Origin of the sequence: Agrobacterium sp. SUL3 (genome assembly GCF_001263295.1) — a bacterium.
In the GTDB taxonomy this organism is placed as follows: Bacteria; Pseudomonadota; Alphaproteobacteria; order Rhizobiales; family Rhizobiaceae; genus Agrobacterium; species Agrobacterium tomkonis.
Genome location: NZ_KQ414501.1, coordinates 7,501 through 31,470, shown reverse-complemented (window position 1 = coordinate 31,470; position 23,970 = coordinate 7,501). Strand labels below are relative to the sequence as shown.

25 protein-coding genes (1 of these 25 only partly in view) are annotated in these 23,970 nt (G+C 58.7%); 8 read left to right on the top strand and 17 right to left on the bottom strand.

Features of this window, described 5'->3' with window-relative positions:
- Positions 1-57: 57 nt before the first annotated feature.
- The 6 genes from ahcY to chvI form a co-directional block, all read right to left on the bottom strand.
- The gene (gene ahcY / locus AKG12_RS09545; protein ID WP_052818626.1) at positions 58-1,458 is read right to left on the bottom strand and encodes an adenosylhomocysteinase; all 1,401 of its coding nucleotides are present in this window, start codon (positions 1,456-1,458) and stop codon (positions 58-60) included.
- Positions 1,459-1,585: 127 nt separating this feature from the next.
- Positions 1,586-1,861, bottom strand: coding sequence for an HPr family phosphocarrier protein (locus tag AKG12_RS09540; RefSeq protein ID WP_046799729.1), 276 nt, complete (start codon positions 1,859-1,861; stop codon positions 1,586-1,588).
- 10 nt (positions 1,862-1,871) lie between these two features.
- Positions 1,872-2,273 carry a PTS sugar transporter subunit IIA gene (locus AKG12_RS09535; RefSeq protein ID WP_003505374.1) on the bottom strand — a complete coding sequence of 134 codons (402 nt, stop codon included), beginning with the start codon at positions 2,271-2,273 and terminating at the stop codon, positions 1,872-1,874.
- 125 nt (positions 2,274-2,398) lie between these two features.
- Positions 2,399-2,863, bottom strand: a complete 465-nt coding sequence (locus AKG12_RS09530) for an HPr kinase/phosphorylase (protein ID WP_052818625.1) — start codon at positions 2,861-2,863, stop codon at positions 2,399-2,401.
- Positions 2,853-4,643: a two-component system sensor histidine kinase ChvG gene (chvG, locus tag AKG12_RS09525; RefSeq protein ID WP_046799731.1), complete on the bottom strand. Its 1,791-nt coding sequence runs from the start codon at positions 4,641-4,643 to the stop codon at positions 2,853-2,855. The genes AKG12_RS09530 and chvG overlap by 11 nt, the downstream gene beginning before the upstream one ends.
- Positions 4,644-4,699: 56 nt before the next feature.
- Complete coding sequence (gene chvI, locus AKG12_RS09520; protein ID WP_081284512.1) at positions 4,700-5,425, bottom strand: two-component system response regulator ChvI; 726 nt, start codon at positions 5,423-5,425, stop codon at positions 4,700-4,702.
- A gap of 338 nt (positions 5,426-5,763) precedes the next feature.
- Between chvI and AKG12_RS09515 the strand changes: the two genes are divergently transcribed.
- The 3 genes from AKG12_RS09515 to lysM all read left to right on the top strand — a co-directional run bounded on the left by AKG12_RS09515 (position 5,764) and on the right by lysM (position 8,472).
- The gene (locus tag AKG12_RS09515; protein ID WP_052818821.1) at positions 5,764-7,374 is read left to right on the top strand and encodes a phosphoenolpyruvate carboxykinase; all 1,611 of its coding nucleotides are present in this window, start codon (positions 5,764-5,766) and stop codon (positions 7,372-7,374) included.
- Positions 7,375-7,501: 127 nt separating this feature from the next.
- Complete coding sequence (gene arfB / locus AKG12_RS09510; protein ID WP_046799733.1) at positions 7,502-7,936, top strand: alternative ribosome rescue aminoacyl-tRNA hydrolase ArfB; 435 nt, start codon at positions 7,502-7,504, stop codon at positions 7,934-7,936.
- Positions 7,937-8,022: 86 nt separating this feature from the next.
- Entirely contained in the window at positions 8,023-8,472 is a 450-nt protein-coding gene (gene lysM / locus AKG12_RS09505) for a peptidoglycan-binding protein LysM (protein WP_046799734.1), read from the top strand.
- Between the two features lie 43 nt (positions 8,473-8,515).
- Here the strand turns inward: lysM and coaA are convergent, their stop codons facing one another.
- Genes coaA through hisB form a run of 7 tightly spaced genes read right to left on the bottom strand, consistent with a single transcriptional unit; the run spans position 8,516 to position 13,142 of the window.
- Complete coding sequence (gene coaA / locus AKG12_RS09500) at positions 8,516-9,517, bottom strand: type I pantothenate kinase (RefSeq protein ID WP_170979844.1); 1,002 nt, start codon at positions 9,515-9,517, stop codon at positions 8,516-8,518.
- Positions 9,514-9,837, bottom strand: a complete 324-nt coding sequence (locus AKG12_RS09495; protein WP_045020515.1) for a phosphoribosyl-ATP diphosphatase — start codon at positions 9,835-9,837, stop codon at positions 9,514-9,516. Before AKG12_RS09495 ends, coaA begins: the two co-directional genes overlap by 4 nt.
- A gap of 15 nt (positions 9,838-9,852) precedes the next feature.
- On the bottom strand, positions 9,853-10,629 hold the full coding sequence (gene hisF, locus AKG12_RS09490) for an imidazole glycerol phosphate synthase subunit HisF (protein ID WP_052818623.1): 777 nt from the start codon (positions 10,627-10,629) through the stop codon (positions 9,853-9,855).
- Complete coding sequence (gene hisA / locus AKG12_RS09485) at positions 10,626-11,375, bottom strand: 1-(5-phosphoribosyl)-5-[(5-phosphoribosylamino)methylideneamino]imidazole-4-carboxamide isomerase (protein WP_052818622.1); 750 nt, start codon at positions 11,373-11,375, stop codon at positions 10,626-10,628. The genes hisF and hisA overlap by 4 nt, the downstream gene beginning before the upstream one ends.
- A gap of 1 nt (position 11,376) precedes the next feature.
- On the bottom strand, positions 11,377-12,027 hold the full coding sequence (hisH, locus tag AKG12_RS09480; protein WP_052818621.1) for an imidazole glycerol phosphate synthase subunit HisH: 651 nt from the start codon (positions 12,025-12,027) through the stop codon (positions 11,377-11,379).
- A 1-nt stretch (position 12,028) separates the two neighbouring features.
- Positions 12,029-12,523, bottom strand: coding sequence for a DUF2628 domain-containing protein (locus AKG12_RS09475; RefSeq protein ID WP_052818620.1), 495 nt, complete (start codon positions 12,521-12,523; stop codon positions 12,029-12,031).
- Positions 12,524-12,545: 22 nt separating this feature from the next.
- The gene (gene hisB, locus AKG12_RS09470) at positions 12,546-13,142 is read right to left on the bottom strand and encodes an imidazoleglycerol-phosphate dehydratase HisB (protein ID WP_046799740.1); all 597 of its coding nucleotides are present in this window, start codon (positions 13,140-13,142) and stop codon (positions 12,546-12,548) included.
- 201 nt (positions 13,143-13,343) lie between these two features.
- Between hisB and hslV the strand changes: the two genes are divergently transcribed.
- The 4 genes from hslV to AKG12_RS09450 all read left to right on the top strand — a co-directional run bounded on the left by hslV (position 13,344) and on the right by AKG12_RS09450 (position 18,701).
- Positions 13,344-13,868 carry an ATP-dependent protease subunit HslV gene (gene hslV, locus AKG12_RS09465; RefSeq protein WP_046799741.1) on the top strand — a complete coding sequence of 175 codons (525 nt, stop codon included), beginning with the start codon at positions 13,344-13,346 and terminating at the stop codon, positions 13,866-13,868.
- A gap of 75 nt (positions 13,869-13,943) precedes the next feature.
- Positions 13,944-15,251 carry an ATP-dependent protease ATPase subunit HslU gene (gene hslU, locus AKG12_RS09460; protein ID WP_052818619.1) on the top strand — a complete coding sequence of 436 codons (1,308 nt, stop codon included), beginning with the start codon at positions 13,944-13,946 and terminating at the stop codon, positions 15,249-15,251.
- A gap of 196 nt (positions 15,252-15,447) precedes the next feature.
- Positions 15,448-16,413, top strand: a complete 966-nt coding sequence (locus AKG12_RS09455; protein WP_052818819.1) for a DUF1402 family protein — start codon at positions 15,448-15,450, stop codon at positions 16,411-16,413.
- 119 nt (positions 16,414-16,532) lie between these two features.
- Positions 16,533-18,701 carry a malate synthase G gene (locus AKG12_RS09450; protein ID WP_052818618.1) on the top strand — a complete coding sequence of 723 codons (2,169 nt, stop codon included), beginning with the start codon at positions 16,533-16,535 and terminating at the stop codon, positions 18,699-18,701.
- Between the two features lie 81 nt (positions 18,702-18,782).
- Here AKG12_RS09450 and AKG12_RS09445 read toward each other — a convergent pair whose 3' ends face one another.
- Complete coding sequence (locus AKG12_RS09445) at positions 18,783-19,496, bottom strand: L,D-transpeptidase (protein ID WP_046799744.1); 714 nt, start codon at positions 19,494-19,496, stop codon at positions 18,783-18,785.
- Between the two features lie 183 nt (positions 19,497-19,679).
- On the opposite strand from AKG12_RS09445, the gene AKG12_RS09440 reads away from it, so the two are divergent.
- Positions 19,680-20,165, top strand: coding sequence for an MmcB family DNA repair protein (locus AKG12_RS09440; RefSeq protein ID WP_004444350.1), 486 nt, complete (start codon positions 19,680-19,682; stop codon positions 20,163-20,165).
- Positions 20,166-20,171: 6 nt separating this feature from the next.
- Here AKG12_RS09440 and AKG12_RS09435 read toward each other — a convergent pair whose 3' ends face one another.
- The 3 genes from AKG12_RS09435 to hrpB all read right to left on the bottom strand — a co-directional run.
- Positions 20,172-20,759 (bottom strand): ActR/PrrA/RegA family redox response regulator transcription factor, encoded by a 588-nt coding sequence (locus AKG12_RS09435; protein ID WP_046799745.1) that lies wholly within the window; start codon positions 20,757-20,759, stop codon positions 20,172-20,174.
- Between the two features lie 73 nt (positions 20,760-20,832).
- On the bottom strand, positions 20,833-22,140 hold the full coding sequence (gene actS / locus AKG12_RS09430; RefSeq protein ID WP_082178795.1) for a two-component system sensor histidine kinase ActS: 1,308 nt from the start codon (positions 22,138-22,140) through the stop codon (positions 20,833-20,835).
- Between the two features lie 29 nt (positions 22,141-22,169).
- Positions 22,170-23,970, bottom strand: partial view of an ATP-dependent helicase HrpB gene (hrpB, locus tag AKG12_RS09425; RefSeq protein WP_052818616.1) — the 3' portion only. It continues 686 nt past the right edge of the window; 1,801 of the gene's 2,487 nt are visible here — the last part of the coding sequence; the start codon falls outside the window, past its right edge; its stop codon occupies positions 22,170-22,172.

The following is a 23,970-nucleotide window of genomic DNA, read 5'->3' as shown; positions in this document are numbered from 1 at the left end:
TTGTCAAGTGCGCGGCATCTAGATGTTGTGTAATTTCAGTGGATATTAACTATGATATTAATATCTGTAGTGTTCGGCCTTGAACGGGCCTTCCTTGGAGATGCCGATATAATCTGCCTGCAGATCGGAAAGTTCAGTTAGCCGCACACCGAGCTTCTCAAGGTGAAGACGCGCGACCTTCTCATCGAGGTGCTTCGGAAGCACGTAAACTTCGTTCTTGTATTCGCCCTGCTTGGTGAAGAGCTCGATCTGGCCAAGCACCTGGTTGGTGAAGGACGCAGACATGACGAAGGACGGGTGGCCGGTGGCATTGCCGAGGTTCAGCAGGCGGCCTTCGGACAGAAGAATGATGCGGTTGCCCTTCGGGAACTCGATCATGTCGACCTGCGGCTTGATGTTCGTCCACTTCAGGTTACGCAGCGATGCGACCTGAATCTCGTTGTCGAAGTGGCCGATATTGCCGACGATCGCCATGTCCTTCATCTCGCGCATATGCTCGATGCGGATCACGTCCTTGTTGCCGGTGGTGGTGATGAAAATATCCGCCGAGGAAATGACGTCTTCCAGGCGAACGACCTCAAAACCATCCATGGCAGCCTGAAGCGCGCAGATCGGGTCGATTTCGGTGACCTTGACGCGGGCGCCGGCGCCCTGCAGCGAGGCGGCAGAGCCCTTGCCAACATCGCCGTAACCGCAAACGACGGCGACCTTGCCGGCCATCATCACGTCGGTTGCACGGCGAATGCCGTCAACCAGCGATTCCTTGCAGCCGTATTTATTGTCGAACTTCGACTTGGTGACGCTGTCATTGACGTTGATGGCCGGGAAGGGCAGGAGGCCCTTCTTGCTGAGGTCGTAAAGACGGTGAACGCCGGTCGTCGTTTCTTCCGTGACGCCCTTCAGTGCGTCGCGCTGCTTGGTGAACCAGCCGGGAGAAGCCTTCAGGCGCTTGTTGATCTGCGCGAAAAGAATTTCTTCTTCTTCAGAGCCGGGATTGGACAAAACGTCTTCGCCGGCTTCGGCACGTGCGCCAAGCAGGATGTACATGGTGGCATCGCCGCCATCGTCGAGGATCATGTTGGACAGACCGCCATCGGTCCACTGGAAGATCTTGTCGGTATATTCCCAATATTCCGTCAGGCTTTCACCCTTGACGGCGAAGACCGGAATGCCGGCCGCTGCAATGGCCGCTGCCGCATGATCCTGCGTCGAGAAGATGTTGCAGGAGGCCCAGCGAACCTCTGCGCCCAGTTCCTTCAGCGTTTCGATGAGAACGCCGGTCTGGATCGTCATGTGAAGGGAACCGGTGATACGTGCGCCCTTCAGCGGCTTGCTTTCGCCGAACTCCTTGCGGCAGGACATCAGGCCGGGCATTTCGGTTTCGGCGATGTCCAGCTCCTTGCGGCCAAATGCGGCAAGGTTGATGTCGGCGACAATGTAGTCCTTCTCAAGGCTCATGAAGTTCTCCAGATCAGAATGCCGCGCCTGTTGGCCCGGCTTTTAAACGTAGCAGCGGTTTAGCAGGCCACAAACGATCTGGCAATGATGATATAAAGAGGTCTTTATGTCTTTATATGTTGCTGGCTCAGGCTTCTTCGCCGAAGCGGTCGGCCACCAGAGCTTCCAATGCGGCCAGCGCCTCCGACGCCTGATTGCCGCTTGCCTCGACATAGACGCTGCAGCCGGGGCTGGCCGCCAGCATCATCAGGCCCATGATGGAAGTGCCACCGACGGTCATGCCGTCCTTGGAAACCGTGATCGTCGCATCGAAGCCCTCGACCATCTGAACGAATTTCGCAGATGCCCGGGCGTGGAGACCGCGCTTGTTGATGATCGGCAATTCCCGGGAGAGAGGCGACATGGCTGACTTCTCACTTGCCGCTTAAAACGCGGCTGGCGACGTTGATATATTTGCGGCCGGCATCGGATGCATCCTGAAGGGCCTTGTCCATATTGTCTTCGCTGCGAACGCCGGCAAGCTTGATCAGCATGGGAAGATTGACCCCGGCGATGACTTCGACATTGCCGTTATTCATGACGGAGATTGCGAGATTGGACGGTGTGCCACCGAACATGTCCGTCAGTATGATAACACCATTGCCATCATTGGCACGCGCAACGGCGTCGATGATATCCTGCCGGCGCTGATCCATGTCGTCTTCGGGACCGATACAAACCGTCTCGATCAATTTCTGGGGACCGACGACATGCTCCAACGCATGGCGAAACTCCTCAGCCAGCTTGCCATGGGTGACAAGCACTAGTCCGATCATGAAATGCTCCCTTGCACACGCACTCTCATTGCCGACTATCGCAACGCGGCAATCCTGTCCATCGGTGGGATTTCATCTTGATGAGGAAAATGCGAATCGCAAGCCTAAAATCGCCCGAATCATCGTCACTTCACATTCGTTTTAAAAAGATTCTGAGCAAGTGCAGCAAATTTTCCATAGGGCGTAAGACTTGCAAGCGGAATGCGCAGAAGCGGAATATGCCCGCCACAGGGCAGCAAAAACGCTTCGTCATCTTCGGGAAGTCTCGGATTTTCCGGTGAAAGAACTGTCGTAACCGCAAAATGTAGTGGAGCGCTCGCAACGCTGTTGAGCGAAACAATGCCGCTGCCGCGCAACTCCAGAAGGCCGGCAATCGTTTGCGGCCGCTCGGCAATGATGTTTTCGCCGTCGCGGTACACGAAAATCTGATCGTCCGCGATCAACGCCGCCGGCAATCCGCAGCGTTCAGCCTCGGTCAGAAAACTGAAGGCAAGCTCGCTTTTGCCGCTGCCGGATGGTCCAGTGAAGAGGATTCCCGTGTTTTGAACGGTGATGGCGGTGGCGTGCAGGTTGAAGCGTTCAGCGTTCATGGGTTTCGGCCGCCGGCAGCGACAGGGTGAAGCGCGCGCCGGAAATCACGCCGTATTTGTCGACGACATTTTCCGCCCTGAGGCTGCCGCCATGGGCTTCGGCGATCTGGCGGCTGATGGAAAGGCCAAGGCCGGAATTCTGGCCGAAGCCTTCGCTTGCCGGTCGGTCTGTGTAAAACCGTTCGAAAATCCGGTCGATATCTTCGGCCTGAATGCCGGGTCCATTGTCTTCCACCTGCACGAGGCAGCGATCCTTGTGGCGGGAAAGACGCACGGTGATGCGGCCACTTTCTTCTGACACGAAAGAACGGGCATTCTCGATCAGATTGGTGACGATCTGGCTGAGGCGAAGGTCGTGGCCATTCACCACGAAAGAGGTTTTGCTTCCGGCCTTCCGGTCGGCCACATAGTCGATTGCCACGCTTTTCTTCTTGGTGCTGATCTGGCGGGATATGTCCACCAGCCCCTTCATCAGCACATCCAGGTCGAGCGGCGAGGCGTCGGCGCGCGCCAGCTCGGCATCGAGCCGCGACGCGTCCGAAATGTCGCTGATCAAGCGGTCGAGGCGGCGTACATCATGGAAGATGATCTCGGTCAGCCGTTGCTTCGATTCTTCGGTTTTCGCGCGCGGCAGGGTTTCCACGGCGCTGCGCAGCGAGGTCAGCGGGTTCTTGAGTTCATGACTGACGTCGGCGGCGAAGCTTTCAATTGCATCGATACGGTCGTAAAGCGCCGTCGTCATTTCACGCAGGGCAATCGACAGGTTGCCGATTTCATCCTGACGTGCCGAAAAATCCGGTATCTCCTCACGCGTTCGCGCCCCGCGGCGTACACGGATCGCGGCGGCCGAAAGCCGCCGCAGCGGTGTGGCGATGGTCGATGACAGAAGCAGCGACAGAACGATATTGACCAGCGTGGCGATGCCGAAAACACGCATGATGGCCAGGCGCTCCGCATGCACGATCTTGTCGATATCGCCCGCCTGCGTGGAGAGCAGCAAGACGCCGAGCACGGCCCGGAAGCGTTGCACCGGCACGGCGACTGAAACGATCAGCTCGCCCTTTTCGGTGACGCGCACGACTGCGCCGCGCACACCGGTCAGCGCATTCATGACTTCCGGATAGATCGAACCGTCGCCGCCAGGCGCCTCCTTATATTGCGGAAGGCTGCTCGGCTGCAGCATACGGTTGAACATGCTGGTGAACCAGTCGCCCCAGGTCTGGGTTTCCGGTGTTACCGGCGGCAGATCGAAGCGCAGAACCTGTCCGCGTGAATAAAGATGGCGCGAATCCAGCAGCAGATTGGCATCGGCGTCGAACAGCCGTGCGCGGGTGCGCGTCGGTGAAATCAGCCGCCGCAGCACTGGCGCCACCCGTTCCGGATTGATCGGGAAGCTCAAATCCTCGTCATTGGGAGCGGGGGTGATGCTCTGCCCCGCCTGCAATTCGAGAAGCTTTTCGGGATTGATGGTGATCGAATTGGTATCGACCGAAGCGGAAGCCGAAATCGCGCCGGCGATGATTTCGCCCTGCGTCAGAAGGCTTTCGACCCGCGCGTCGATCAGCCCCTCACGGAACTGGTTGAGATAGAGAATACCGCCGACCAGAACGACCGTCGCCGCGACATTGAAGAAAAGAATGCGGCGCGTGAGGCTGGAAAACACCGCATTGCCAAAAATGCGCCGGATGATCGTCAGCGGATGGATACGATGGCGGCGTTCGCTGCCGCGTTCTTCGGCATCGTCGCTATCCGAGACGGTTTCCGGCGTTTTCTTCAGCACGTATTTAAGTCCTCGCCACCACTCTTCGGGTGGTCTCTTCCGATTTGCGTGCCGATTCAGGCCGCTTCGCGGAAGCGATATCCTACGCCATAAAGCGTTTCAATCATATCGAAGTCGCCATCGACCAGTTTGAACTTCTTGCGAAGGCGCTTGATGTGGCTGTCGATGGTGCGGTCATCCACATAAACCTGCTCATCATAAGCGGCGTCCATCAGCGCGTCGCGGCTTTTCACCACGCCCGGCCGCTGCGCCAGCGAGTGCAGGATGAGGAATTCGGTGACGGTGAGTGTTACCGGTTCGCCCTTCCAGGTGCAGGTGTGGCGTTCCTGGTCCATGGCGAGCTGCCCGCGCTCCAGCGTGCGGGCCTGCTGGTCCGCCGTCGGCTTTAGTGCGCCGCCAGCTGCTGGCGCGGCATCGCGGCTGCTGGCGCGGCGCAGGATCGCCTTGACGCGTTCCACCAGAAGGCGCTGCGAGAAGGGTTTGGTGATGAAGTCATCCGCGCCCATCTTCAGGCCGAACAATTCATCGATCTCTTCATCCTTCGAGGTGAGGAAGATCACCGGCAGATCCGATTTCTGACGCAGGCGCCGCAAAAGCTCCATGCCGTCCATGCGGGGCATCTTAATATCGAAAATGGCGAGCTGCGGCGGACGGGCGATCAACCCGTCAAGCGCGGAGGCGCCGTCCGTATACGTTTCGACCCGGTAGCCTTCGGCTTCGAGCGCGATCGATACCGAAGTCAGAATATTCCGGTCATCGTCGACAAGCGCGATCGTCTGCATGTAGTTGGTCTCCATCGTCATTTTCTCGTAACTCCCGACATTCACCCAGCCAGGTTGTGCGCCGCGAGCCACTCTCTTGAGTATAAAGGTGGAACAAATTGTGGCAAAGGAAAACTCGCCCCAAAATCGTAAGGGTACGGCGAGTGGATTTCGTGAAAACGCCGCAGCTGGATTTTAATGCGTCTTCAACCGATTTAAAAAGAAATAAAATCTTTTAAATCGATTAATATATTGAAATCACTAAGTTTTTTAAAGTTCGGCTCTTGCGTTTCCAAAAGCCGCCACGTATTTTCCGTGAAAATTTCAACGTCCTTACCGTCATTAACAAGGAACGCGTCATGAACGAGCTTGGGGTTCATAATCCTGCCAATGGAGTTGCGGAACTCGGACTGGGCGAGGCCTCCCGCGTCTTTTATAACCTCAATGAGAGCGAATTATACGAAGAGGCGATCCGCAACGGCGAGGCCGAACTGACCATTGATGGCGCGCTGCGCGCCGTCACCGGCCAGCACACGGGCCGTTCGCCGAAGGACAAATTCGTCGTTCGCGACGCTTCCACCGAGAACACCATCTGGTGGGACAACAACAAGCCGCTGTCGCCGGAAAACTTCGAGCTGCTGCGTCAGGACATGTTGGCCCATGCCGCCGGCAAGACCCTCTATGTTCAGGACCTGATCGGCGGCGCCGATGAGGAAAATGCGCTGCCGACACGCGTCGTCACCGAGCTTGCCTGGCATTCGCTGTTCATCCGCAATCTGCTGATCCGTCCGAAGCAGGAAAAACTGGCCGGCTTCAAGCAGAAGCTCACCATCATCAACCTGCCAAGCTTCAAGGCCGATCCGGCCCGTCACGGCGTCCGTTCGGAAACCGTCATCGCCTGCGATCTGACCAATGGCCTCGTCCTCATCGGCGGCACGTCCTATGCCGGTGAAAACAAGAAGTCGGTCTTTACGGTACTGAACTACCTTCTGCCGGCCAAGGGTGTGATGCCGATGCATTGCTCGGCCAATGTCGGTCCTGAGGGTGATTCCGCCGTCTTCTTCGGTTTGTCCGGCACCGGCAAAACTACGCTTTCGGCTGACCCTTCGCGCACGCTTATCGGCGATGATGAACATGGCTGGGGCGAGCACGGCATCTTCAATTTCGAAGGTGGCTGCTATGCCAAGGCGATCAAGCTTTCGGCCGAAGCCGAGCCGGAAATCTATGCCGCGACCCGTCGTTTCGGCACGGTTCTTGAAAACGTCGTGCTCGACGAAAACCGCGTTCCTGATTTCAATGACAATTCGCTGACGGAAAACACCCGCAGCGCCTACCCGCTGCACTTCATTCCGAATGCATCGGAAACGGGCATTGCCGGTCATCCGAAGACGATCATCATGCTGACGGCCGATGCCTTCGGCGTGCTGCCGCCGATTGCCCGGCTGACGCCGGAACAGGCCATGTACCACTTCCTCTCTGGCTACACCGCAAAGGTTGCCGGCACGGAAAAGGGCGTAACGGAACCGGAAGCGACCTTCTCCACCTGCTTCGGCGCCCCCTTCATGCCGCGCCATCCGGCGGAATACGGCAACCTGCTGCGTGAGCTGATCGGCAAGCACGGCGTCGATTGCTGGCTGGTCAACACCGGCTGGACCGGCGGCGCTTATGGCATCGGCAAGCGCATGCCGATCAAAGCGACCCGCGCGCTTCTGACGGCGGCACTCACCGGCGAGCTGAAGGATGCCGAATTCCGCACCGATGCGAATTTCGGTTTCGCCGTACCCCTGTCGCTTGATGGCGTTGACAGCGCAATCCTCGATCCGCGTTCGACCTGGGCCGATAGCGCAGCCTATGACGCGCAGGCGAAGAAGCTGGTGTCGATGTTCGTCACGAACTTCACCAAGTTCGAAGACCACGTCGACAGCAAGGTTCGCGACGCAGCGCCAGGCCTTCTGCTCGCGGCTGAATGAATGAAGCCTCGTATGTGAGGAGGAGGAAACCCGGCCTTGTGCCGGGTTTCTTTTTTGCCGGTCTCTTGATTCTGGCCACTGTTTTCATTTCGCGCGTTCTGTGGCATCACCGGCGCGGAGAAAGATCATGGCCAGCGACCCGCTTTACATCAGCAACCGTATCACCATTGCCGGCTGGGAGCTGACGGAGCAATTCGTGCTGGCCGGTGGGCCGGGCGGCCAGAACGTCAACAAGGTCTCGACGGCGGTTCAGCTGTTTTTCGACATCGCCAATTCGCCCTCCCTGTCGGAACGGGTGAAGGCGAATGCCCTGCGTCTGGGTGGCAGGCGTGTGTCGAAAGACGGCGTGCTGATGATCGAGGCGAGCCGGTTTCGCAGCCAGGAGCGCAATCGCGAAGATGCGCGCGAACGACTGAAAGAGCTGATCCTCGAAGCCGCCGCCCCGCCGCCGCCGGTGCGCAAGGCCACCAAGCCCACCAAGGGTTCTGTGGAGCGTCGTCTCAAGGCGAAGTCCGGTCGCTCCGATATCAAGAAAATGCGCGGCAAACCCTCGGGCGACTAGGCTCCCGCGCGGCGACAAATGTTTCGCCCTTGTCATAGAGCTTCAAATATCGTCTGGTAATCCTCCCTACAACCAAGGAGGGTGCTATGGGTCTGTTCAATTTCATCAAGGAAGCGGGAAAGAAGCTCGGTATCGGCGGCGATGACGCACCTGATGTCGATGCGGTCAAGAAGGAACTCGCTTCCCACGATCTCGGCACGGACAAGGTTCAGGTCGAAGTGGTGGACGACAAGGTCGTTCTGAAGGGCGAAGTGGCCGATCAGTCGGTTTTCGAAAAGGCGGTTATCGCGGTCGGCAATACGCTCGGAATTTCCAAGGTCGAGGCCGGCGAGCTGAAGGTGACTGAGGCGCCGGCGAAAGAACCCGTTTTCTACACGGTCAAGAAGGGCGATAATCTCTGGAAGATTGCCGAAGCCCAGTACGGCAAGGCTAATGGCGCGAAGAACAACATTATCTTCGAAGCCAACAAGCCAATGCTGACCCATCCCGATAAAATCTACCCCGGACAGGTTCTGCGTATTCCCGACCTCGCATAATAACGGGTTTAATCACCGGAGATGCCGCCATGCGCGGCATCTTTTACAGCTTGCGAAGCGCCACTGTGTCGATCAGGTGGTTCTTCCCCTTACGCAGAATAAGGTCGGCACGTGGGCGTGTCGGCACGATGTTCTGGCGTAGGTTCTTCAGGTTGATGTTCTGCCAGAGACCTTCGGCAATGCTCAGCGCCGCTTCTTCGCTGATCGAGGCATAGCGATTGAAGAATGAATTCGGGTCGCGGAATGCGGTTTGCCGAAGATTCATGAATCGGTTCACATACCAATTGTGAATGAAATCCTCGTCAGCATCGATATAGATCGAGAAATCGAAGAAATCCGAAACGATCGGCACGATCCGCCCGCCCGCCGGCAGGTCACGCGATTGCAGCACGTTGATGCCTTCGAAAATCAGGATATCAGGCTGGTCGATGACAGTGAATTCGTTCGGCAGAACGTCATAGGTCAGGTGCGAATAGCGCGGCGCCTTCACATTCGGCTGGCCCGCCTTGATCGCCGAGAGGAAACGCAAGAGCGCGCCGATATCGTAACTTTCCGGAAAGCCCTTGCGCTCCATCAGGTTCTCACGCCGCAGCACCTCGTTCGGATAGAGAAATCCGTCAGTGGTGATGAGATCGACCTTCGGGCTGGAGGGCCAGCGGGCCAGAAGTTCCTTCAGGATGCGTGCCGTCGTGGATTTGCCAACGGCCACCGAACCGGCGATGCCGATGACGAAAGGCGTCTTGTTGACATCCCCCATGTTGAGGAAGCGGTTGCGCTGCTCGAACAGCAGCTGCGATGCTTCCACATGCGAGGACAGGAGGCGCGACAGCGACAGGTAAATGCGCCGCACCTCGTCCAGATCGATCGGGTCGTCCAGCGAGCGCAGTCTTTTGACCTCGTCGGCGGAAAGCGTCAGCGGCGTATCGGCGCGAAATTTTGCCCATTCTTCCGAACTGAAGAAGTGGTAGGGCGAATATTCGTCCGGACGGAAATGATCGAGTGTGCCTGGCATGCCTCTCTCCCCGCTGCCTGCCGTGACATTCATGATGTCGGCCTCGCCGCCTTTTCCGCAAGGCCAGTCTGGCCCGTCCGGCGCTCCAGTTCGGCAAAAACGTCGTTCAGCGGAATGTCGGCAATCTTCAGCACCACCAGCAGATGATAAAGCAGATCGGCGGCCTCGTTCTTCAGCCCGTCGCGGTCTTTTGCGATGGCGGCAATGACGGCCTCGACCGCCTCTTCGCCCAGTTTTTTCGCTGCACGTTCCTGGCCGGCCGCAACGAGTTTGGCTGTCCAGGATTCGTCGGGAGATGCAGCGGCGCGGGTCGCGACAATGCGTTCCAGATCGGAAAGGGAAAATGCGCTCATGAAGAGTTCCTGCAATCAGTCGAGACGCATGGCGATGCCATGCTCGGCCATGTAGTTTTTGGCTTGCCCGATCGAATAGGTGCCGAAGTGGAAGATGGAGGCGGCAAGCACCGCAGTTGCGTGGCCATCACGCACGCCTGCCACCAGATCGTCGAGAGTCCCGACGCCGCCCGAGGCGATGACGGGTACACGAACCTGATCGGCAATGCTGCGCGTCAGGCCGATATCGTAGCCGCTCTTGGTACCATCGCGGTCCATTGAGGTCACAAGCAATTCGCCGGCGCCGCGTTCAACCATCTTGATGGCGAATTCCACGGCGTCGATGCCCGTCGGTTGGCGTCCGCCATGGGTGAAGATTTCCCAGCGGCCTTCTTCTCCATCCTTCGAAACCCGCTTGGCGTCGATAGAAACGACGATGCACTGGTTGCCGAACTTGTCGGCCGCTTGCGCCACGAAATCCGGATCCTTGACCGCTGCGGAATTGATCGAGACCTTGTCCGCGCCGCAAAGGAGCAGCTTGCGGATGTCAGCGACGCTGCGAACCCCGCCGCCAACGGTCAGCGGCATGAAGCAATGATCGGCCGTGCGCGATACGACGTCGAAGATCGTGTCGCGATTGTCCGATGAGGCAGTGATGTCGAGAAAGCAGAGTTCGTCCGCTCCCGCCGCATCATAGGCTTTCGCCGCCTCGACGGGATCGCCGGCATCGATCAGGTCGACAAAGTTGACACCCTTGACGACGCGGCCGTCTTTGACATCGAGGCAGGGAATAACGCGGGCTTTGAGGGTCATGCTTTTACCTCCTTGGCTGCAGCCGCCTTGATGAGGGCGAGCGCCTCGGCGGGGTCGATGCGCCCGTCGTAAAGCGCGCGGCCCGAAATCGCGCCCTCGAGCTTTGCGGCATCCGGCTGCAACATGCGCTTGATGTCGTCCATGGAGGCAAGGCCACCGGAGGCGATGACCGGGATGGAGACGGCATCCGCCAGTTCCAGCGTCGAGGCCCAGTTGATACCGGCCAGAATGCCGTCGCGATCGATATCGGTATAGATGATGGCGGCAACGCCGGCGCCTTCGAAACGCTTGGCGAGTTCGATGACGCCGAGTTCGGAGGCTTCCGCCCAGCCCTCAACAGCGACCTTGCCGCCCTTGGCATCGATGCCGACGGCGACCTGGCCGGGGAAACGCTTGCAGGCTTCGATAACCAGAACCGGATCGCGCACCGCGACGGTGCCGAGAATGACGCGGGCAAGGCCACGGCTCAGCCACGCTTCGATATGATCGAGCGTGCGGATGCCGCCGCCAAGCTGCACCGGGTTTTTCGTGGCTTTCAGAATGGCGTCGACGGCCTCGCCATTCACCGTCTCACCGGCAAAGGCACCGTTGAGATCAACGACGTGCAGCCACTCGAAACCCTGATCCTCAAAGGCTTTCGCCTGCGCGCCGGGGTCCTCGTTATAGACTGTGGCCTGGTCCATATCGCCGAGTTTCAGGCGAACGCACTGGCCGTCTTTAAGGTCGATTGCGGGAAAAAGGATCATGTCAGGGCTTCCAGCGCAGGAAATTGGAAATCAGGGCAAGGCCGAGCGTCTGGCTTTTTTCCGGGTGGAACTGCGCGCCCGCCATATTGTCGCGACCGACGAAAGCCGTCATTGCGCCACCGTAATTGGTGGTGGCGATGACATCCGTCGAGTGCTTGGCTGCCAGATGGTAGGAATGCACGAAATAGGCGTGCAGGCCGTCAGCGCCGGTCTTGATGCCGTCGAAAAGAGGGTGGGCATGCCGGATTTCCAGCGTATTCCAACCAATCTGCGGAATCTTGAGACTGGGATCGGATGGCGTCATTTCCACGACGTCGCCCTCGATCCAGCCGAGCCCGGTGCTGACGGTTTTTTCGAGCCCGCGCGAGGACATCAGCTGCATGCCGACGCAGATGCCGAGGAAGGGATGGGCTTTTTTCTCGACGGCTTCAATGAGCGCCTCATGCATGCCGGGAACGGCATCGAGACCGGCACGGCAATCCGCATAGGCGCCGACGCCCGGCAGGACGATGCGGTCCGCCGAAGCGACGTGATCCGGCCTGTCGGTCAGGTCGATGGTTGCATTGATGCCGGCTTCGCGGGCGGCACGCTCGAAAGCTTTGGTGGCCGAACGCAGGTTGCCAGAACCGTAGTCGATGATCGCGACACGCATGTCAGCGCCTTCCATTCAAGTCGAAAAGAAACGATCCGGCGGGATCGTTGACGAAATTCTTGTCGCCGCGCTTTTGCGGCGAGGGGGTCCAGACCGGCTGGGACAGTTGTTCCGCCGTTTCGGCGTTTTCGGAGAGACCGGAGAAATATATGTCTTCGGCGCTCGAAAGATCAGGGGCCGATATGACTGACGTCAGCGTCCAGCCTTTGCGGATCAGGTGCCGGACGAGAAAATCGCGTCCCTCCAGCGCCGTGAAGAGTCCAATGGCGAAACCAAAGAGAATGCCAACTGGTTCGAATCCGGCTAATATGGAGACCTGCCCGGCCAGAAGCAGCACGATGACAACGATGGCCGCCGCCAGCCACAACCGGTTAATGGCCAACCAGAGCCAGGGCGCGACCAGCGCCAGCCAGACGAAACGGTCTGCGATGAAGCGGGTCGTCTTGTGGTCCCTGTCCGGCCCGTTGGGGGCTTCCAGAACGAGATAGCTTGTCATGGGCTTCCTGACAGCTTTGGCGTCAGGCCAGCATACCCTTCGTGGAGGGGACGCGGCCTGCCTGCCGGGGGTCGATCTCGGTTGCCGTGCGAAGAACGCGGGCAACGGCCTTGAAGCATGTTTCGGCGATATGATGGTTGTTGGCGCCGTAATGGTTCAGGATATGCAGCGTAATGCCGGCATTCTGTGCCAGCGCCTGAAAGAACTCGCGCACCAGTTCGGTGTCGAATGTGCCGATCTTCGGTGCGGAGAAATTCACATTCCACACGAGGAAGGGCCGGCCGGAAATATCGACCGCCGCCTTGGTCATCGTTTCGTCCATGGCAAGATCGAGCGAGGCGTAACGGGTAATGCCGCGGCGGTCACCCAGCGCCTTGGCAATCGCCTGACCGATGGCTATGCCGGTATCTTCAACAGTGTGATGATCATCGATGTGCAGGTCGCCCTTGACCTCGATGTCCATGTCGATCAGCGAATGGCGGCTCAGCTGGTCCAGCATATGGTCGAAAAATCCCACGCCGGTGGAAATTGTCGACTTGCCGGTGCCGTCGATATCCACGCGCACCGAAACCGAGGTTTCGTTGGTGGTGCGGATAATCTCGCCTTTACGTTCTGCCATTTTGGCCGCTCCGTGAAAATGTCGCCGTTCCTTATCAGCACGGGACACAAATATCCAGTTGTTCCATCGTCTTGCCTGACATGCCGAAAACGGTGCGTCGCCTCGAAGATTGCAATCGCGAAAAGCAAACTTACATAGAACTCGAGAAGGGCCGCATGCCGGCCCGTTAACCGCAGGCCCGGTAGGGCAGACAGGTGTTTGATGACAACGATTATTACAGTCAGAAAAGGCGGCAAGGTCGTCATGGCTGGCGATGGTCAGGTAAGCCTTGGCCAGACCGTCATGAAGGGTAATGCCCGCAAGGTTCGCCGCATCGGCAAGGGTGAAGTGATTGCTGGTTTTGCCGGCGCGACTGCGGATGCCTTCACGCTGCTCGACCGTCTTGAAAAGAAACTCGAGCAATATCCCGGCCAGTTGATGCGCGCGGCGGTGGAGCTTGCGAAGGATTGGCGCACGGACAAATATCTGCGCAACCTCGAAGCGATGATGCTGGTGGCCGATAAATCCACCACGCTCGCCATCACCGGTAATGGCGATGTGCTGGAGCCCGAGCACGGTGCGATCGCCATCGGTTCCGGCGGTAATTACGCCTTTGCGGCTGCCCGCGCCATGATGGACACGGACAAGTCTGCCGAAGAGGTGGCGCGCCAGGCGCTCGATATCGCCGCCGATATCTGCGTTTATACCAACCATAATCTCGTCGTCGAAACGCTCGACGCCGAATAAGCGAATTTTCTCAAACATGGGTCCTGTGGGCCGGGCCGGAATGGCCGGCCGGAGCAGGAAAGCCGAGAGGATAGAATGACCAATTTTTCACCCCGGGAAATTGTCTCGGAACTGGACCGCCACATCATCGGCCAGCATGATGCGAAACGTGCGGTCGCGATCGCACTGCGCAACCGCTGGCGTCGTCAGCAGCTCGATGAGAGCCTGCGCGATGAAGTGATGCCCAAGAATATCCTGATGATCGGACCGACCGGCGTCGGAAAGACTGAGATTTCCCGGCGTCTCGCCAAGCTTGCCGGCGCTCCCTTCATCAAGGTCGAGGCGACCAAGTTCACCGAAGTCGGTTATGTCGGCCGCGATGTCGAACAGATCATCCGCGATCTCGTGGAAATCGGTATCGGCCTCGTGCGTGAAAAGAAACGCGCCGAGGTACAGGCCAAGGCGCATGCCAGTGCTGAAGAACGGGTGCTCGATGCGCTTGTCGGCACGACGGCGTCGCCCGGCACCCGCGAAAGCTTCCGCAAGAAGCTGCGTGATGGCGAGTTGGACGACAAGGAAATCGATATCGAGGTGGCCGATAGCGGCTCGGGCATGCCCGGTTTCGAAATTCCCGGTATGCCGGGCGCCAATATCGGTGTCCTCAACCTGTCTGAAATGTTCGGCAAGGCCATGGGCGGACGCACCAAGAAGGTGCGCACCACGGTCTCGAAATCCTATACCGACCTCGTCCGCGACGAATCCGACAAGCTGCTCGACAATGAAATGATCCAGCGCGAAGCAGTGAAGTCGGTGGAAAATGACGGCATCGTCTTCCTCGATGAGATCGACAAGATCGCGGCGCGCGATGGCGGCATGGGCGCCGGCGTTTCGCGTGAAGGCGTGCAGCGCGATCTCCTGCCGCTTGTCGAAGGTACGACGGTGTCGACAAAATACGGCCCCGTCAAGACCGACCACGTCCTGTTCATCGCGTCAGGCGCGTTCCATGTGGCAAAGCCATCCGATCTTTTGCCGGAGCTTCAGGGCCGACTGCCGATCCGCGTCGAGTTGAAGCCGCTGACCAAGGAGGATTTCCGCCGTATCCTGACCGAGACGGAAGCAAGCCTCATCCGGCAGTACAAGGCGCTGATGGCGACGGAAGAACTCGACCTTGATTTCACCGATGATGCGATTGACGCTCTGGCCGATGTGGCCGTTCATCTCAATTCGTCGGTTGAGAATATCGGTGCTCGTCGCCTGCAGACGGTGATGGAGCGTGTTCTGGACGAGATTTCCTTCAACGCGCCGGATCGCGGCGGCTCTGCCGTCAAGATCGATCAGGAATACGTCAAAAAACATGTCGGCGATCTTGCCGCCGATACGGATTTGTCGCGTTATATTCTCTGAAGACTTCAGGGAGAACGAAAGAAGAGTGCGGCCATATTTGCCGCACTCTTTTATTTTATCTGCCTCATCTCGCATTCAGCCCGCATTTTGTTTATGGGAAGGGCTGCATTCCGGTTGGAACCGCTTTCGTGGAATGGTCCGGTTTTCCTCACGTGTTTCGAAGGGAAGCCGCAGGCTTGAGAAAAGGCATTCGCTCGTGCGCAAAACTCTTCTGGCATTTGCCGTGGCTCTGGCGGTCACTGCCGTTTCATCTTCTTATGCCGAGGCGGCGACGGTCGTTCCACCGGGCAATCGCAACGCCGAACAGCCCGGTGTTCCCGGCGCTTCCGCCCGCAGAACCAAGGCGTCCAACAGCTCTTTCGAACGCAAATACCAGAAGGTGATCGACCTCTTGTCCTCCGACAAGGCGCTGATCGCCAAGATCAAGTCGACTGCCGGGCGCTACGGCATCGATCCGATCCATATGATCGGTGCGATTGTCGGCGAGCATACCTACAATGTCGACGCCTATGACCGGCTGCAATCCTACTATGTCAAAGCTGCCTCCTATGCCGGCAGCAGCTTCCGTTTCGGCTACAAGGACGAAACCATCGCGCAGTTTCTGGCACGTTCGCAATTTACCAAATGTCAGTCGAAAAAGGATTCCTACGGCCTTTGGAACTGTCGGGAAGATGTCTGGGACGGCAGCTTCCGCGGCAAGACGGTGGATGGCGTTGCCTATCCGAACAACCGTTTCAGTGCCGTGTTTTTCCAGCCCTTCTACGCCGGACAGACCTTCGGTCTCGGCCAGATCAACCCGCTGACGGCGCTGATGTTGTCCGACATGGTTTCGAAAACCTCTGGTTATGACAGGTTGGATGAGAACGACGCCACCGCCGTCTATACCGCGATCATGGACCCGGACCGCTCGCTGGCCTTCATGGCCGCCTCCATCCGCAAATCGATCGATGATTACAGATCGATTGCCGACATGGATATTTCGAGAAATCCGGGCGTGACCTCCACGCTTTATAATGTCGGCGGCTCTCAGCAGCGCGCGGCCGCTCTCGCACAGAAAAACCGCCAGCGCGCCGCAGGCGGCGAACAGCCCCTGTTGCCGGAAGAAAACTATTACGGCTGGCTGGTGAATGACCGTATCAAGGACCTGCAGGCGCTTTTGTAGAAAAAGGCGATTATCGCCTACATTGTTTCCAAAAAGGAAATAATATTTGGCTGCCTGCCGCAATTGACGAGCAGCGGTCTCCGCGTCCAATCTGTGCCTTCAGAATAAAGGAGGCGCATGTGAGCCGCACGAATAAATTCGGTCTTTCCATCGATGACAGGCTTTATGCCTTTTTGACGGATGAAGTCCTGCCGGGCACGGGCTTGGACAACGAGACTTTCTTCGAAGGCTTTTCGGCCATCGTCCACGCGCTTGCTCCCAAGAACCGTGAATTGCTGGCAAAGCGCGACGCCCTGCAGGAAAAGCTGGATGGCTGGTATCGGCAAAATGGCGCTCCGGTGGATTTTGACACCTATGAGAGCTTTCTGAAGGAAATCGGTTATCTGCTGCCTGAAGGTCCCGGCTTCAAGGTGGAAACCAGCAATGTCGATCCTGAAATTGCCGCTGTCGCCGGCCCGCAGCTCGTTGTCCCAGTCATGAATGCGCGTTACGCGCTGAATGCCGCCAATGCCCGCTGGGGTTCGCTTTACGATGCGCTTTATGGCACGGATGCCATTTCTGATGCCGATGGCGCGGAAAAGGGCAGGGGCTATAATCCGAAACGCGGCGAAAAGGTCATCGCCTGGGCGCGCAACTTCCTTGACGAATCGGCCCCGCTCGAAACGGCAGGCTGGTCGGATGTGACCGGCTTCAAAATTGCTGACGGGGCATTGCAGCTTGCAATCGGTGGCGGCACGACGGGACTGAAGGATGCCGCGCAATTCAAGGGTTTTACCGGCGAGGCAGAAAGGCCGGCAACCATCCTGCTTGGCAAGAATGGTTTGCACACCGAGATCGTCATCGATCCTTCGACCGAAATCGGCAAGGGGGATAAGGCAGGTATCTCGGATGTCATTCTCGAATCCGCGCTGACAACCATCATGGATTGCGAGGATTCGGTCGCTGCCGTTGATGCCGAAGACAAGGTTCTGGTTTACGGCAACTGGCTTGGCCTGATGCGCGGCGATCTGACGGAAGAGGTTGCGAAGGGTGGCAAGACCTTCACCCGTAGGCTGAACCCAGATCGTTATTATACCGCACCCAATGGTTCGGCGCTCACTTTGCCGGGGCGCTCGCTGATGCTGGTGCGCAATGTCGGTCATCTCATGACCAATCCGGCAATCCTCGATAGAGATGGTCGTGAGGTTCCGGAAGGCATCATGGATGCTGTCGTCACCGCGCTGATCGCGCTTTACGATGTCGGCCCGTCCGGGCGGCGGCAGAATTCCCGCGCCGGCTCCATGTATGTCGTCAAGCCGAAGATGCACGGGCCGGAAGAGGTCGCTTTCGCCAACGAGATATTCTCTCGCGTCGAAAACCTCGTCGGCATGGCGCCGAATACCATGAAGATGGGCATCATGGATGAGGAGCGCCGCACCACAGTCAACCTCAAGGAAAGCATCCGTGCTGCGAAGGACCGCGTCGTTTTCATCAACACCGGCTTCCTCGACCGCACGGGCGACGAAATCCATACCTCGATGGAAGCGGGGCCGATGATCCGCAAGGGCGACATGAAGCAGGCGGCCTGGATCGCGGCTTACGAGAACTGGAACGTCGATATCGGGCTGGAATGCGGCCTTTCCGGCCATGCGCAGATCGGCAAGGGCATGTGGGCCATGCCGGACCTGATGGCGGCAATGCTGGAGCAGAAGATCGCACATCCGAAAGCAGGCGCCAACACCGCCTGGGTGCCTTCGCCGACGGCGGCGACGCTGCATGCCACACATTATCACAAGGTCGATGTCGCAGCCGTTCAGGAAGGCTTGAAAAGCCGAGGCCGCGCGAAGCTTTCCGATATTCTGTCGGTGCCGGTCGCGCCGCGTCCCAATTGGACGCCGGAGGAAATCCAGCGCGAACTCGACAATAATGCGCAGGGCATTCTGGGATACGTCGTGCGCTGGGTCGATCAGGGTGTGGGTTGTTCCAAGGTGCCTGATATCAACAATGTCGGACTGATGGAAGATCGCGCTACGCTGCGCATCTCCGCACAGCACATGGCGAACTGGCTGCGCCATGGCGTGGTGACGCAAGAGCAGATCGTTGAGACAATGAAGCGCATGGCTGCGGTAGTCGACGGGCAGAATGCCGACGACCCTGCCTATTTGCCGATGGCGTCCGATTTTGAAGGATCGATCGCATTTCAGGCGGCTGTCGAGCTTGTACTGAAGGGCCGTGAACAGCCGAATGGCTACACTGAACCGGTTCTGCACCGCCGCCGTCTGGAACTGAAGGCGAAGCAGTCAGCCTGAGGCCGCTGCTTAGACGTCTAGGATAAATAAAAAAGCCGCCGGGAAATTCCACGGCGGCTTTTTCTTTGCTTGTATCTGATCTTACTGGATCACGACGACCTTGGAGCTGCGGCCCGGACGGACGCGGCTGTACAGATCCATGACATCCTGGTTGATCATGCGGATGCAGCCGGAAGAGGCGGCGGTGCCGATCGAAGCCCATTCGGGCGAACCATGGATGCGGAACAGCGTATCCTGTCCCTTTTCGTTAAAGAGATACATGGCGCGCGCGCCGAGCGGGTTGGACAGGCCGGGGCCCATGCCTGCCTCGACATATTTCGCGACTTCCGGCTTGCGGTCGGCCATTTCCTTCGGCGGATGCCACATCGGCCATTCCTGTTTCCAGGCGACATAGGCTTCACCGGCCCAGGCAAAACCTGCCTTGCCGACGCCGATGCCGTAACGGACGGCGCGGTTGCCGGACAGGATATAATAGAGGTAACGATCGCGCGTATTGACGATGATCGTGCCGGGACGTTCGTTCGTCTGGAACTCAACGATCTGACGGCGGAACTTCTCGTTTACACGATTGATCGGAATGGCCGGCAGCGCGTAGCCCGCATCGGTCACGGGACCGTATACGTCATTGAAAATCTGAACGGTTTCGACTTTTGCCGGAACGGGATCAGCAACCGGCACTGATGCCGCTATCTTGCCGGATGTCGGGCGAGTTGATTGGGATGTGGTTTCAGCGCAGCCGGCCAGAGCCAGTGCTGCCGTCAGACCAAGTGCGGTCAATGAAGTACGGATGCGCATGTCGTTCTCGCGGAAAATTCGCCAAATTGTGCGAAGGAGTAGGCTTAATTGGATAAATCGGTTATTTTCCATTCAGCCGCTCTTGGCAAGCCGTTGCGTCGCCGCGAAACGGCTGCGCATCTAAAATTGCCGGTTGATTGCCTTTTTGCAACAATGGGCCAAACGCTTCAGCAGCCTTTATCCATGACTATTCTTTCCGTTACCAACAATAATCCCTTAATAGACGGCCGCCAGTCGGACAAGGCGATGCTGGTGCGTCGTGGCGTTCAGGTGCTTTTGCACGAGATGCGCCATTCGGTGCTGCCGGAACTGCCGCTTGCGAGTGGACGAAGGGCGGATCTCATCAGCCTGTCGGTCAAGGGGGAGATCTGGATCATCGAAATCAAATCCTCGATCGAGGATTTCCGTGTCGATCGCAAATGGCCGGAATACCGCCTGCATTGCGACAGGCTGTTTTTCGCGACCCATCCCGAAGTGCCGACCGATATCTTTCCGGAAGAATGCGGATTGATCCTCTCGGATGGATATGGCGCCCATATGCTTCGCGATGCGCCGGAGCATAAATTGCCGCCGGCGACCCGCAAATCGGTGATGCTGGATTTCTCGAGAACCGCTGCAACCCGGTTGATGCTGGCGGAATGGACAACCGGGCGCAGTTTCGGCGAATGACGCCGCTTATTTGGGTGCGCGCTTGGCGAGAATGCGCTGCAAGGTGCGCCGGTGCATGTTGAGACGGCGGGCGGTCTCTGAGACGTTGCGTTCGCACATTTCATAAACGCGCTGAATATGCTCCCACCGCACACGGTCGGCTGACATGGGGTTCTCGGGAACTTCAGTCTTTTCACCCTTGCGCTGTGTAAGCGCATTAAAGACATCGTCCGCATCTGCGGGTTTGGCGAGATAGTCCAGCGCTCCGAGCTTCACGGCGGTAACGGCGGTTGCGATATTGCCATAACCGGTCAGCACGACAATCTGTGTATCGTCCCGGTTCTGCCTGATAGCTTCGATCACTTCCAGCCCGTTGCCATCGGTAAGCCGCAGATCGACCACCGCATATTTGGGCGGCGCAGCCTTGGAGCGGGCAATGCCCTCGCTCACCGTCTCGGCAGTGTCGACGGCAAAGCCGCGCGTTTCCATTGCCCGGGCAAGCCGGCGCAGAAACGGTCCGTCATCATCGACGATCAGCAGAGATTTGTCGGGTCCGATGGGATCGATATCGTCCGCGGGTGCGCTGGTGGTTGGGGTCTGGTCTTCTGTCTTCATGTTTCCGGCCTTCCGGCAACTTCGTCGGCTTTGTTTTCTTCTTCTTATCGCCGCTTCAACGTGGATGGTAAAGTCAACGGTTTCTTTTATCGTCCATAAGCGCGCGAGGCCAGATGATTGTGACCCGCGCGCCGGTTTTGCTGGAGCCAAGATTTTCGAAGGTAACGGTGGCGCCGGATCGCTCAAGCAGCGTCTTGGCAATGAAAAGGCCAAGCCCCAGCCCGCCCGCCCGCGTGTCGTTGTGACGTTCGGTCACATAGGGCTCGCCGATACGGGCAAGCACGTCATGGGCATAACCCGGCCCATCATCCTCGATGAGGACCGCGACGTTCTGCGAATCATGCTCAACCGTCACCGTCACCTTCTCCCGCGCATAATCCACGCCGTTTTCGATGAGGTTGCCCAGTCCATAGATGATGCCGGCATTGCGAATGCCGACCGGTTCGTCGGCCCGGTTGCTCTTTTCCACAAGTTCGAGGCGAATGCCGAATTCCCGGTGTGGCGCCATCACCTCCTCGATCAGTGAAGAGAGTGGCAGGCGACGCATATGTTCCTCATTATCGGCGGAAAGCGACGTGAGGCGGCGCAGAATATCGCGGCACCTTTCACTCTGGCTGCGCAGCAGCGCTATGTCTTCGCCATATTTTTCATCATTTCCGAGCTCGCGCTCCATTTCCTTGGCGACAACGCTGATGGTCGCAAGCGGCGTGCCGAGCTCATGCGCTGCGGCGGCTGCCAGCCCATCCAGCTGCGAGAGGTGTTTTTCCCGCTCCAGCACCAGTTCGGTTGCGGCCAGCGCGTCGGCCAGCTGATTGGCCTCATGCGAAACGCGATAGGCATAAAAGGCCGCAAAGGATGTGGTGGCGATGATCGCGACCCAGGTACCGACGTGCAGCAGGAGCTGGATCGGCAAAACCTCGCCGGGATACCAGGGAACCGGAAACGGCGAAAAGGCGATCGCTGTTGAGCAGATGACGGCAAAGGCAAGAAGAATAAGCGAATGCCGCAGCGGCTGCGAGGCAAACGCGATGATCACCTGCACGCAGATCAGCGGTGCGAAAGGATTGGAAAGGCCGCCGGTAATATAGATCAACGCCGTCAATTGCAGCAGGTCGAAGGCCAGCAGCAACGTCGCTTCCCACGGCTCCAGACGATAGGTGGAGGGAAAGCGGGCTGTGAGAAACAGATTGGCAAGCGCCAGCGCCGCAATCAGCAGGCCGCAGGCCAGAAGCGGCAGGGGGAAGTTAAGCCCGAAAGCAACGAACAAGATCGTCGCCGTCTGTCCGGCAACGGCGAGCCATCGCAGCCAGACAATTGTCTGCAGCCTTATTCTGCGGCTGGCGCGGCCAAGCCTTGTGGTTTCGATAGGATGGCCAGCCACCTTCGTCTCCTTTACCCTATTCATCGTCGTCACGTTCCGCGCGGTTTCGCACGGCTGGTCGGTAGCGCCGCTGCCGGGTCCTCCGGCCATGGATGGCGCGGATAACGCCCACGCATATCCGCCCGCACATCTTTCCACGATCCCGCCCAGAAACCCGGAAGATCGCGTGTGGTCTGTATCGGCCTGTGTGCCGGCGACGTCAATTCCAGCAGCAGAGGCAAGCGCCCCTGCGCGATAGCGGGGTGCGACGTCAACCCGAAAAGCTCCTGCACGCGAATGGAAAGGGTCGGTTCGCTGGCATCATATCGAATGGGATGCCGCTGGCCCGTCGGCGCCTCGAAATGTGTTGGCGCTAGTCTTCCGAGGTCACGCGCCACCTCGTGCGGTACCAGAGACATAATCCCTTCGGAAAGGCTGCCGGGTCGAATGTCCTGCAGGCTACGCGCACCGTGCTGGAAAGGAACGAACCAGTCATCAAGTCGCGAAAGCAATGCCGCATCGCTGACGTCGGGCCAGGGATCACCGATGCTTGCGTTCAGAAAACCGATCCGGTCGCGTAGCTGCAGGGTTTCTTTCGAGAAGGGCAGAATGCCGATGCCGAATTCCCGAATGCCATTGGCCAGCGCCTGTGCCGCCTTTTCGCCTTCCGGGCGGGGCAGGGGCGTTTCATCGAGGATGATGGCGCCGAGGCGCGTGACCCGGCGGGCGCGTGCCTGGCCGCTTGCCTTGTCAAAGAGCAACTGGTCCTGCTGAACGATAAGGTGCGGCATCCGCTCTTCTATATCGAGCCTGTCAATGCCTGCTGCCGCAAGGATGCGCGGTTGCGCCGCTCGCCCGGTAATGTCGGCCACGACAAGCATTCTGCTCGCCGCCAGCCGCTCGGTCTCGGCAAGTTCGGCACCGCGCCCATTCGCCATCACATAACGGCCGCGTGCTCCACGCTGAAGCGCGATCCTGTCCGGATAGGCATGCAGCAGCAGCGGGCCGGCTTCGCTCGGCAATTCGGCTACCGTCTTTGTATCGCCAATCGCATCGAACAGCCTTGATGCCAGCTTGCGCGCCGCCTGCGCCCTTTCGCTCCTGTCGGAGATAAAGCGCCGCAGCCGTTCATCGAGATCGAGATCGTTTCCGCCCAGCCCCTGTTCCGTCAACATGACGGCGAGCATCGCCGCCTTTTTCCCTGCACTCTCGCTTGCCGCTGCAATCACCATCGCCGCCAGCCGTGGCGGCAGTGAAAGGCCGCGCATCAGGCGACCACGCTGTGTCAGTGCGCCGCTTTCATCGAGAGCGCCGAGATTTTTGAGAAGTGCTACCGATTCCTTAAGCGCTGCTTCAGGCGGTGTGTCCAGAAAGGCGAGCATGGAAGGATCGTGAACACCCCAATGAGCGAGATCCAGCGCAAGGCCGGAAAGATCACTCGCCAGAATTTGCGGTGGCGTAAAGGCATTAAGCGCCGCCGTCTGTCCCGGATGCCATAGACGGATCGCAACGCCGGGTTCCGTTCGCCCCGCGCGGCCCGCCCGCTGATCGGCGGAAGCCCGCGACACCCGCACGGTCTCCAGCCTCGTTATTCCCGTTGCCGGTTCGAACACCGGTAGTCGCTGCAACCCGCTGTCAATCACCACACGCACGCCGTCGATGGTGATCGAGGTTTCCGCGATGGAGGTGGCAAGCACGATCTTGCGTCGTCCGGGCACCGCCGGCTTGATCGCTGCGTCCTGCTCCTTTTGTGACAGGTTACCGTAAAGCGGGATGATGTCCGTATCATCGGAAAAGCGTCCCTCCAGCCGCGCGGCCGTGCGGGTGATTTCCGCCTGGCCCGGCAGGAAG

Bases quoted from the DNA above. Each gene is read 5' to 3' on its own strand.
- ahcY (WP_052818626.1), bottom strand. From the start codon at position 1,458: ATGAGCCTTGAGAAGGACTACATTGTCGCCGACATCAACCTTGCCGCA.
- AKG12_RS09540 (WP_046799729.1), bottom strand. From the start codon at position 1,861: ATGTCGCCTCTCTCCCGGGAATTGCCGATCATCAACAAGCGCGGTCTC.
- AKG12_RS09535 (WP_003505374.1), bottom strand. From the start codon at position 2,273: ATGATCGGACTAGTGCTTGTCACCCATGGCAAGCTGGCTGAGGAGTTT.
- AKG12_RS09530 (WP_052818625.1), bottom strand. From the start codon at position 2,863: ATGAACGCTGAACGCTTCAACCTGCACGCCACCGCCATCACCGTTCAA.
- chvI (WP_081284512.1), bottom strand. From the start codon at position 5,425: ATGCAGACGATCGCGCTTGTCGACGATGACCGGAATATTCTGACTTCG.
- AKG12_RS09515 (WP_052818821.1), top strand. From the start codon at position 5,764: ATGAACGAGCTTGGGGTTCATAATCCTGCCAATGGAGTTGCGGAACTC.
- arfB (WP_046799733.1), top strand. From the start codon at position 7,502: ATGGCCAGCGACCCGCTTTACATCAGCAACCGTATCACCATTGCCGGC.
- lysM (WP_046799734.1), top strand. From the start codon at position 8,023: ATGGGTCTGTTCAATTTCATCAAGGAAGCGGGAAAGAAGCTCGGTATC.
- coaA (WP_170979844.1), bottom strand. From the start codon at position 9,517: ATGAATGTCACGGCAGGCAGCGGGGAGAGAGGCATGCCAGGCACACTC.
- AKG12_RS09495 (WP_045020515.1), bottom strand. From the start codon at position 9,837: ATGAGCGCATTTTCCCTTTCCGATCTGGAACGCATTGTCGCGACCCGC.
- hisF (WP_052818623.1), bottom strand. From the start codon at position 10,629: ATGACCCTCAAAGCCCGCGTTATTCCCTGCCTCGATGTCAAAGACGGC.
- hisA (WP_052818622.1), bottom strand. From the start codon at position 11,375: ATGATCCTTTTTCCCGCAATCGACCTTAAAGACGGCCAGTGCGTTCGC.
- hisH (WP_052818621.1), bottom strand. From the start codon at position 12,027: ATGCGTGTCGCGATCATCGACTACGGTTCTGGCAACCTGCGTTCGGCC.
- AKG12_RS09475 (WP_052818620.1), bottom strand. From the start codon at position 12,523: ATGACAAGCTATCTCGTTCTGGAAGCCCCCAACGGGCCGGACAGGGAC.
- hisB (WP_046799740.1), bottom strand. From the start codon at position 13,142: ATGGCAGAACGTAAAGGCGAGATTATCCGCACCACCAACGAAACCTCG.
- hslV (WP_046799741.1), top strand. From the start codon at position 13,344: ATGACAACGATTATTACAGTCAGAAAAGGCGGCAAGGTCGTCATGGCT.
- hslU (WP_052818619.1), top strand. From the start codon at position 13,944: ATGACCAATTTTTCACCCCGGGAAATTGTCTCGGAACTGGACCGCCAC.
- AKG12_RS09445 (WP_046799744.1), bottom strand. From the start codon at position 19,496: ATGCGCATCCGTACTTCATTGACCGCACTTGGTCTGACGGCAGCACTG.
- AKG12_RS09440 (WP_004444350.1), top strand. From the start codon at position 19,680: ATGACTATTCTTTCCGTTACCAACAATAATCCCTTAATAGACGGCCGC.
- AKG12_RS09435 (WP_046799745.1), bottom strand. From the start codon at position 20,759: ATGAAGACAGAAGACCAGACCCCAACCACCAGCGCACCCGCGGACGAT.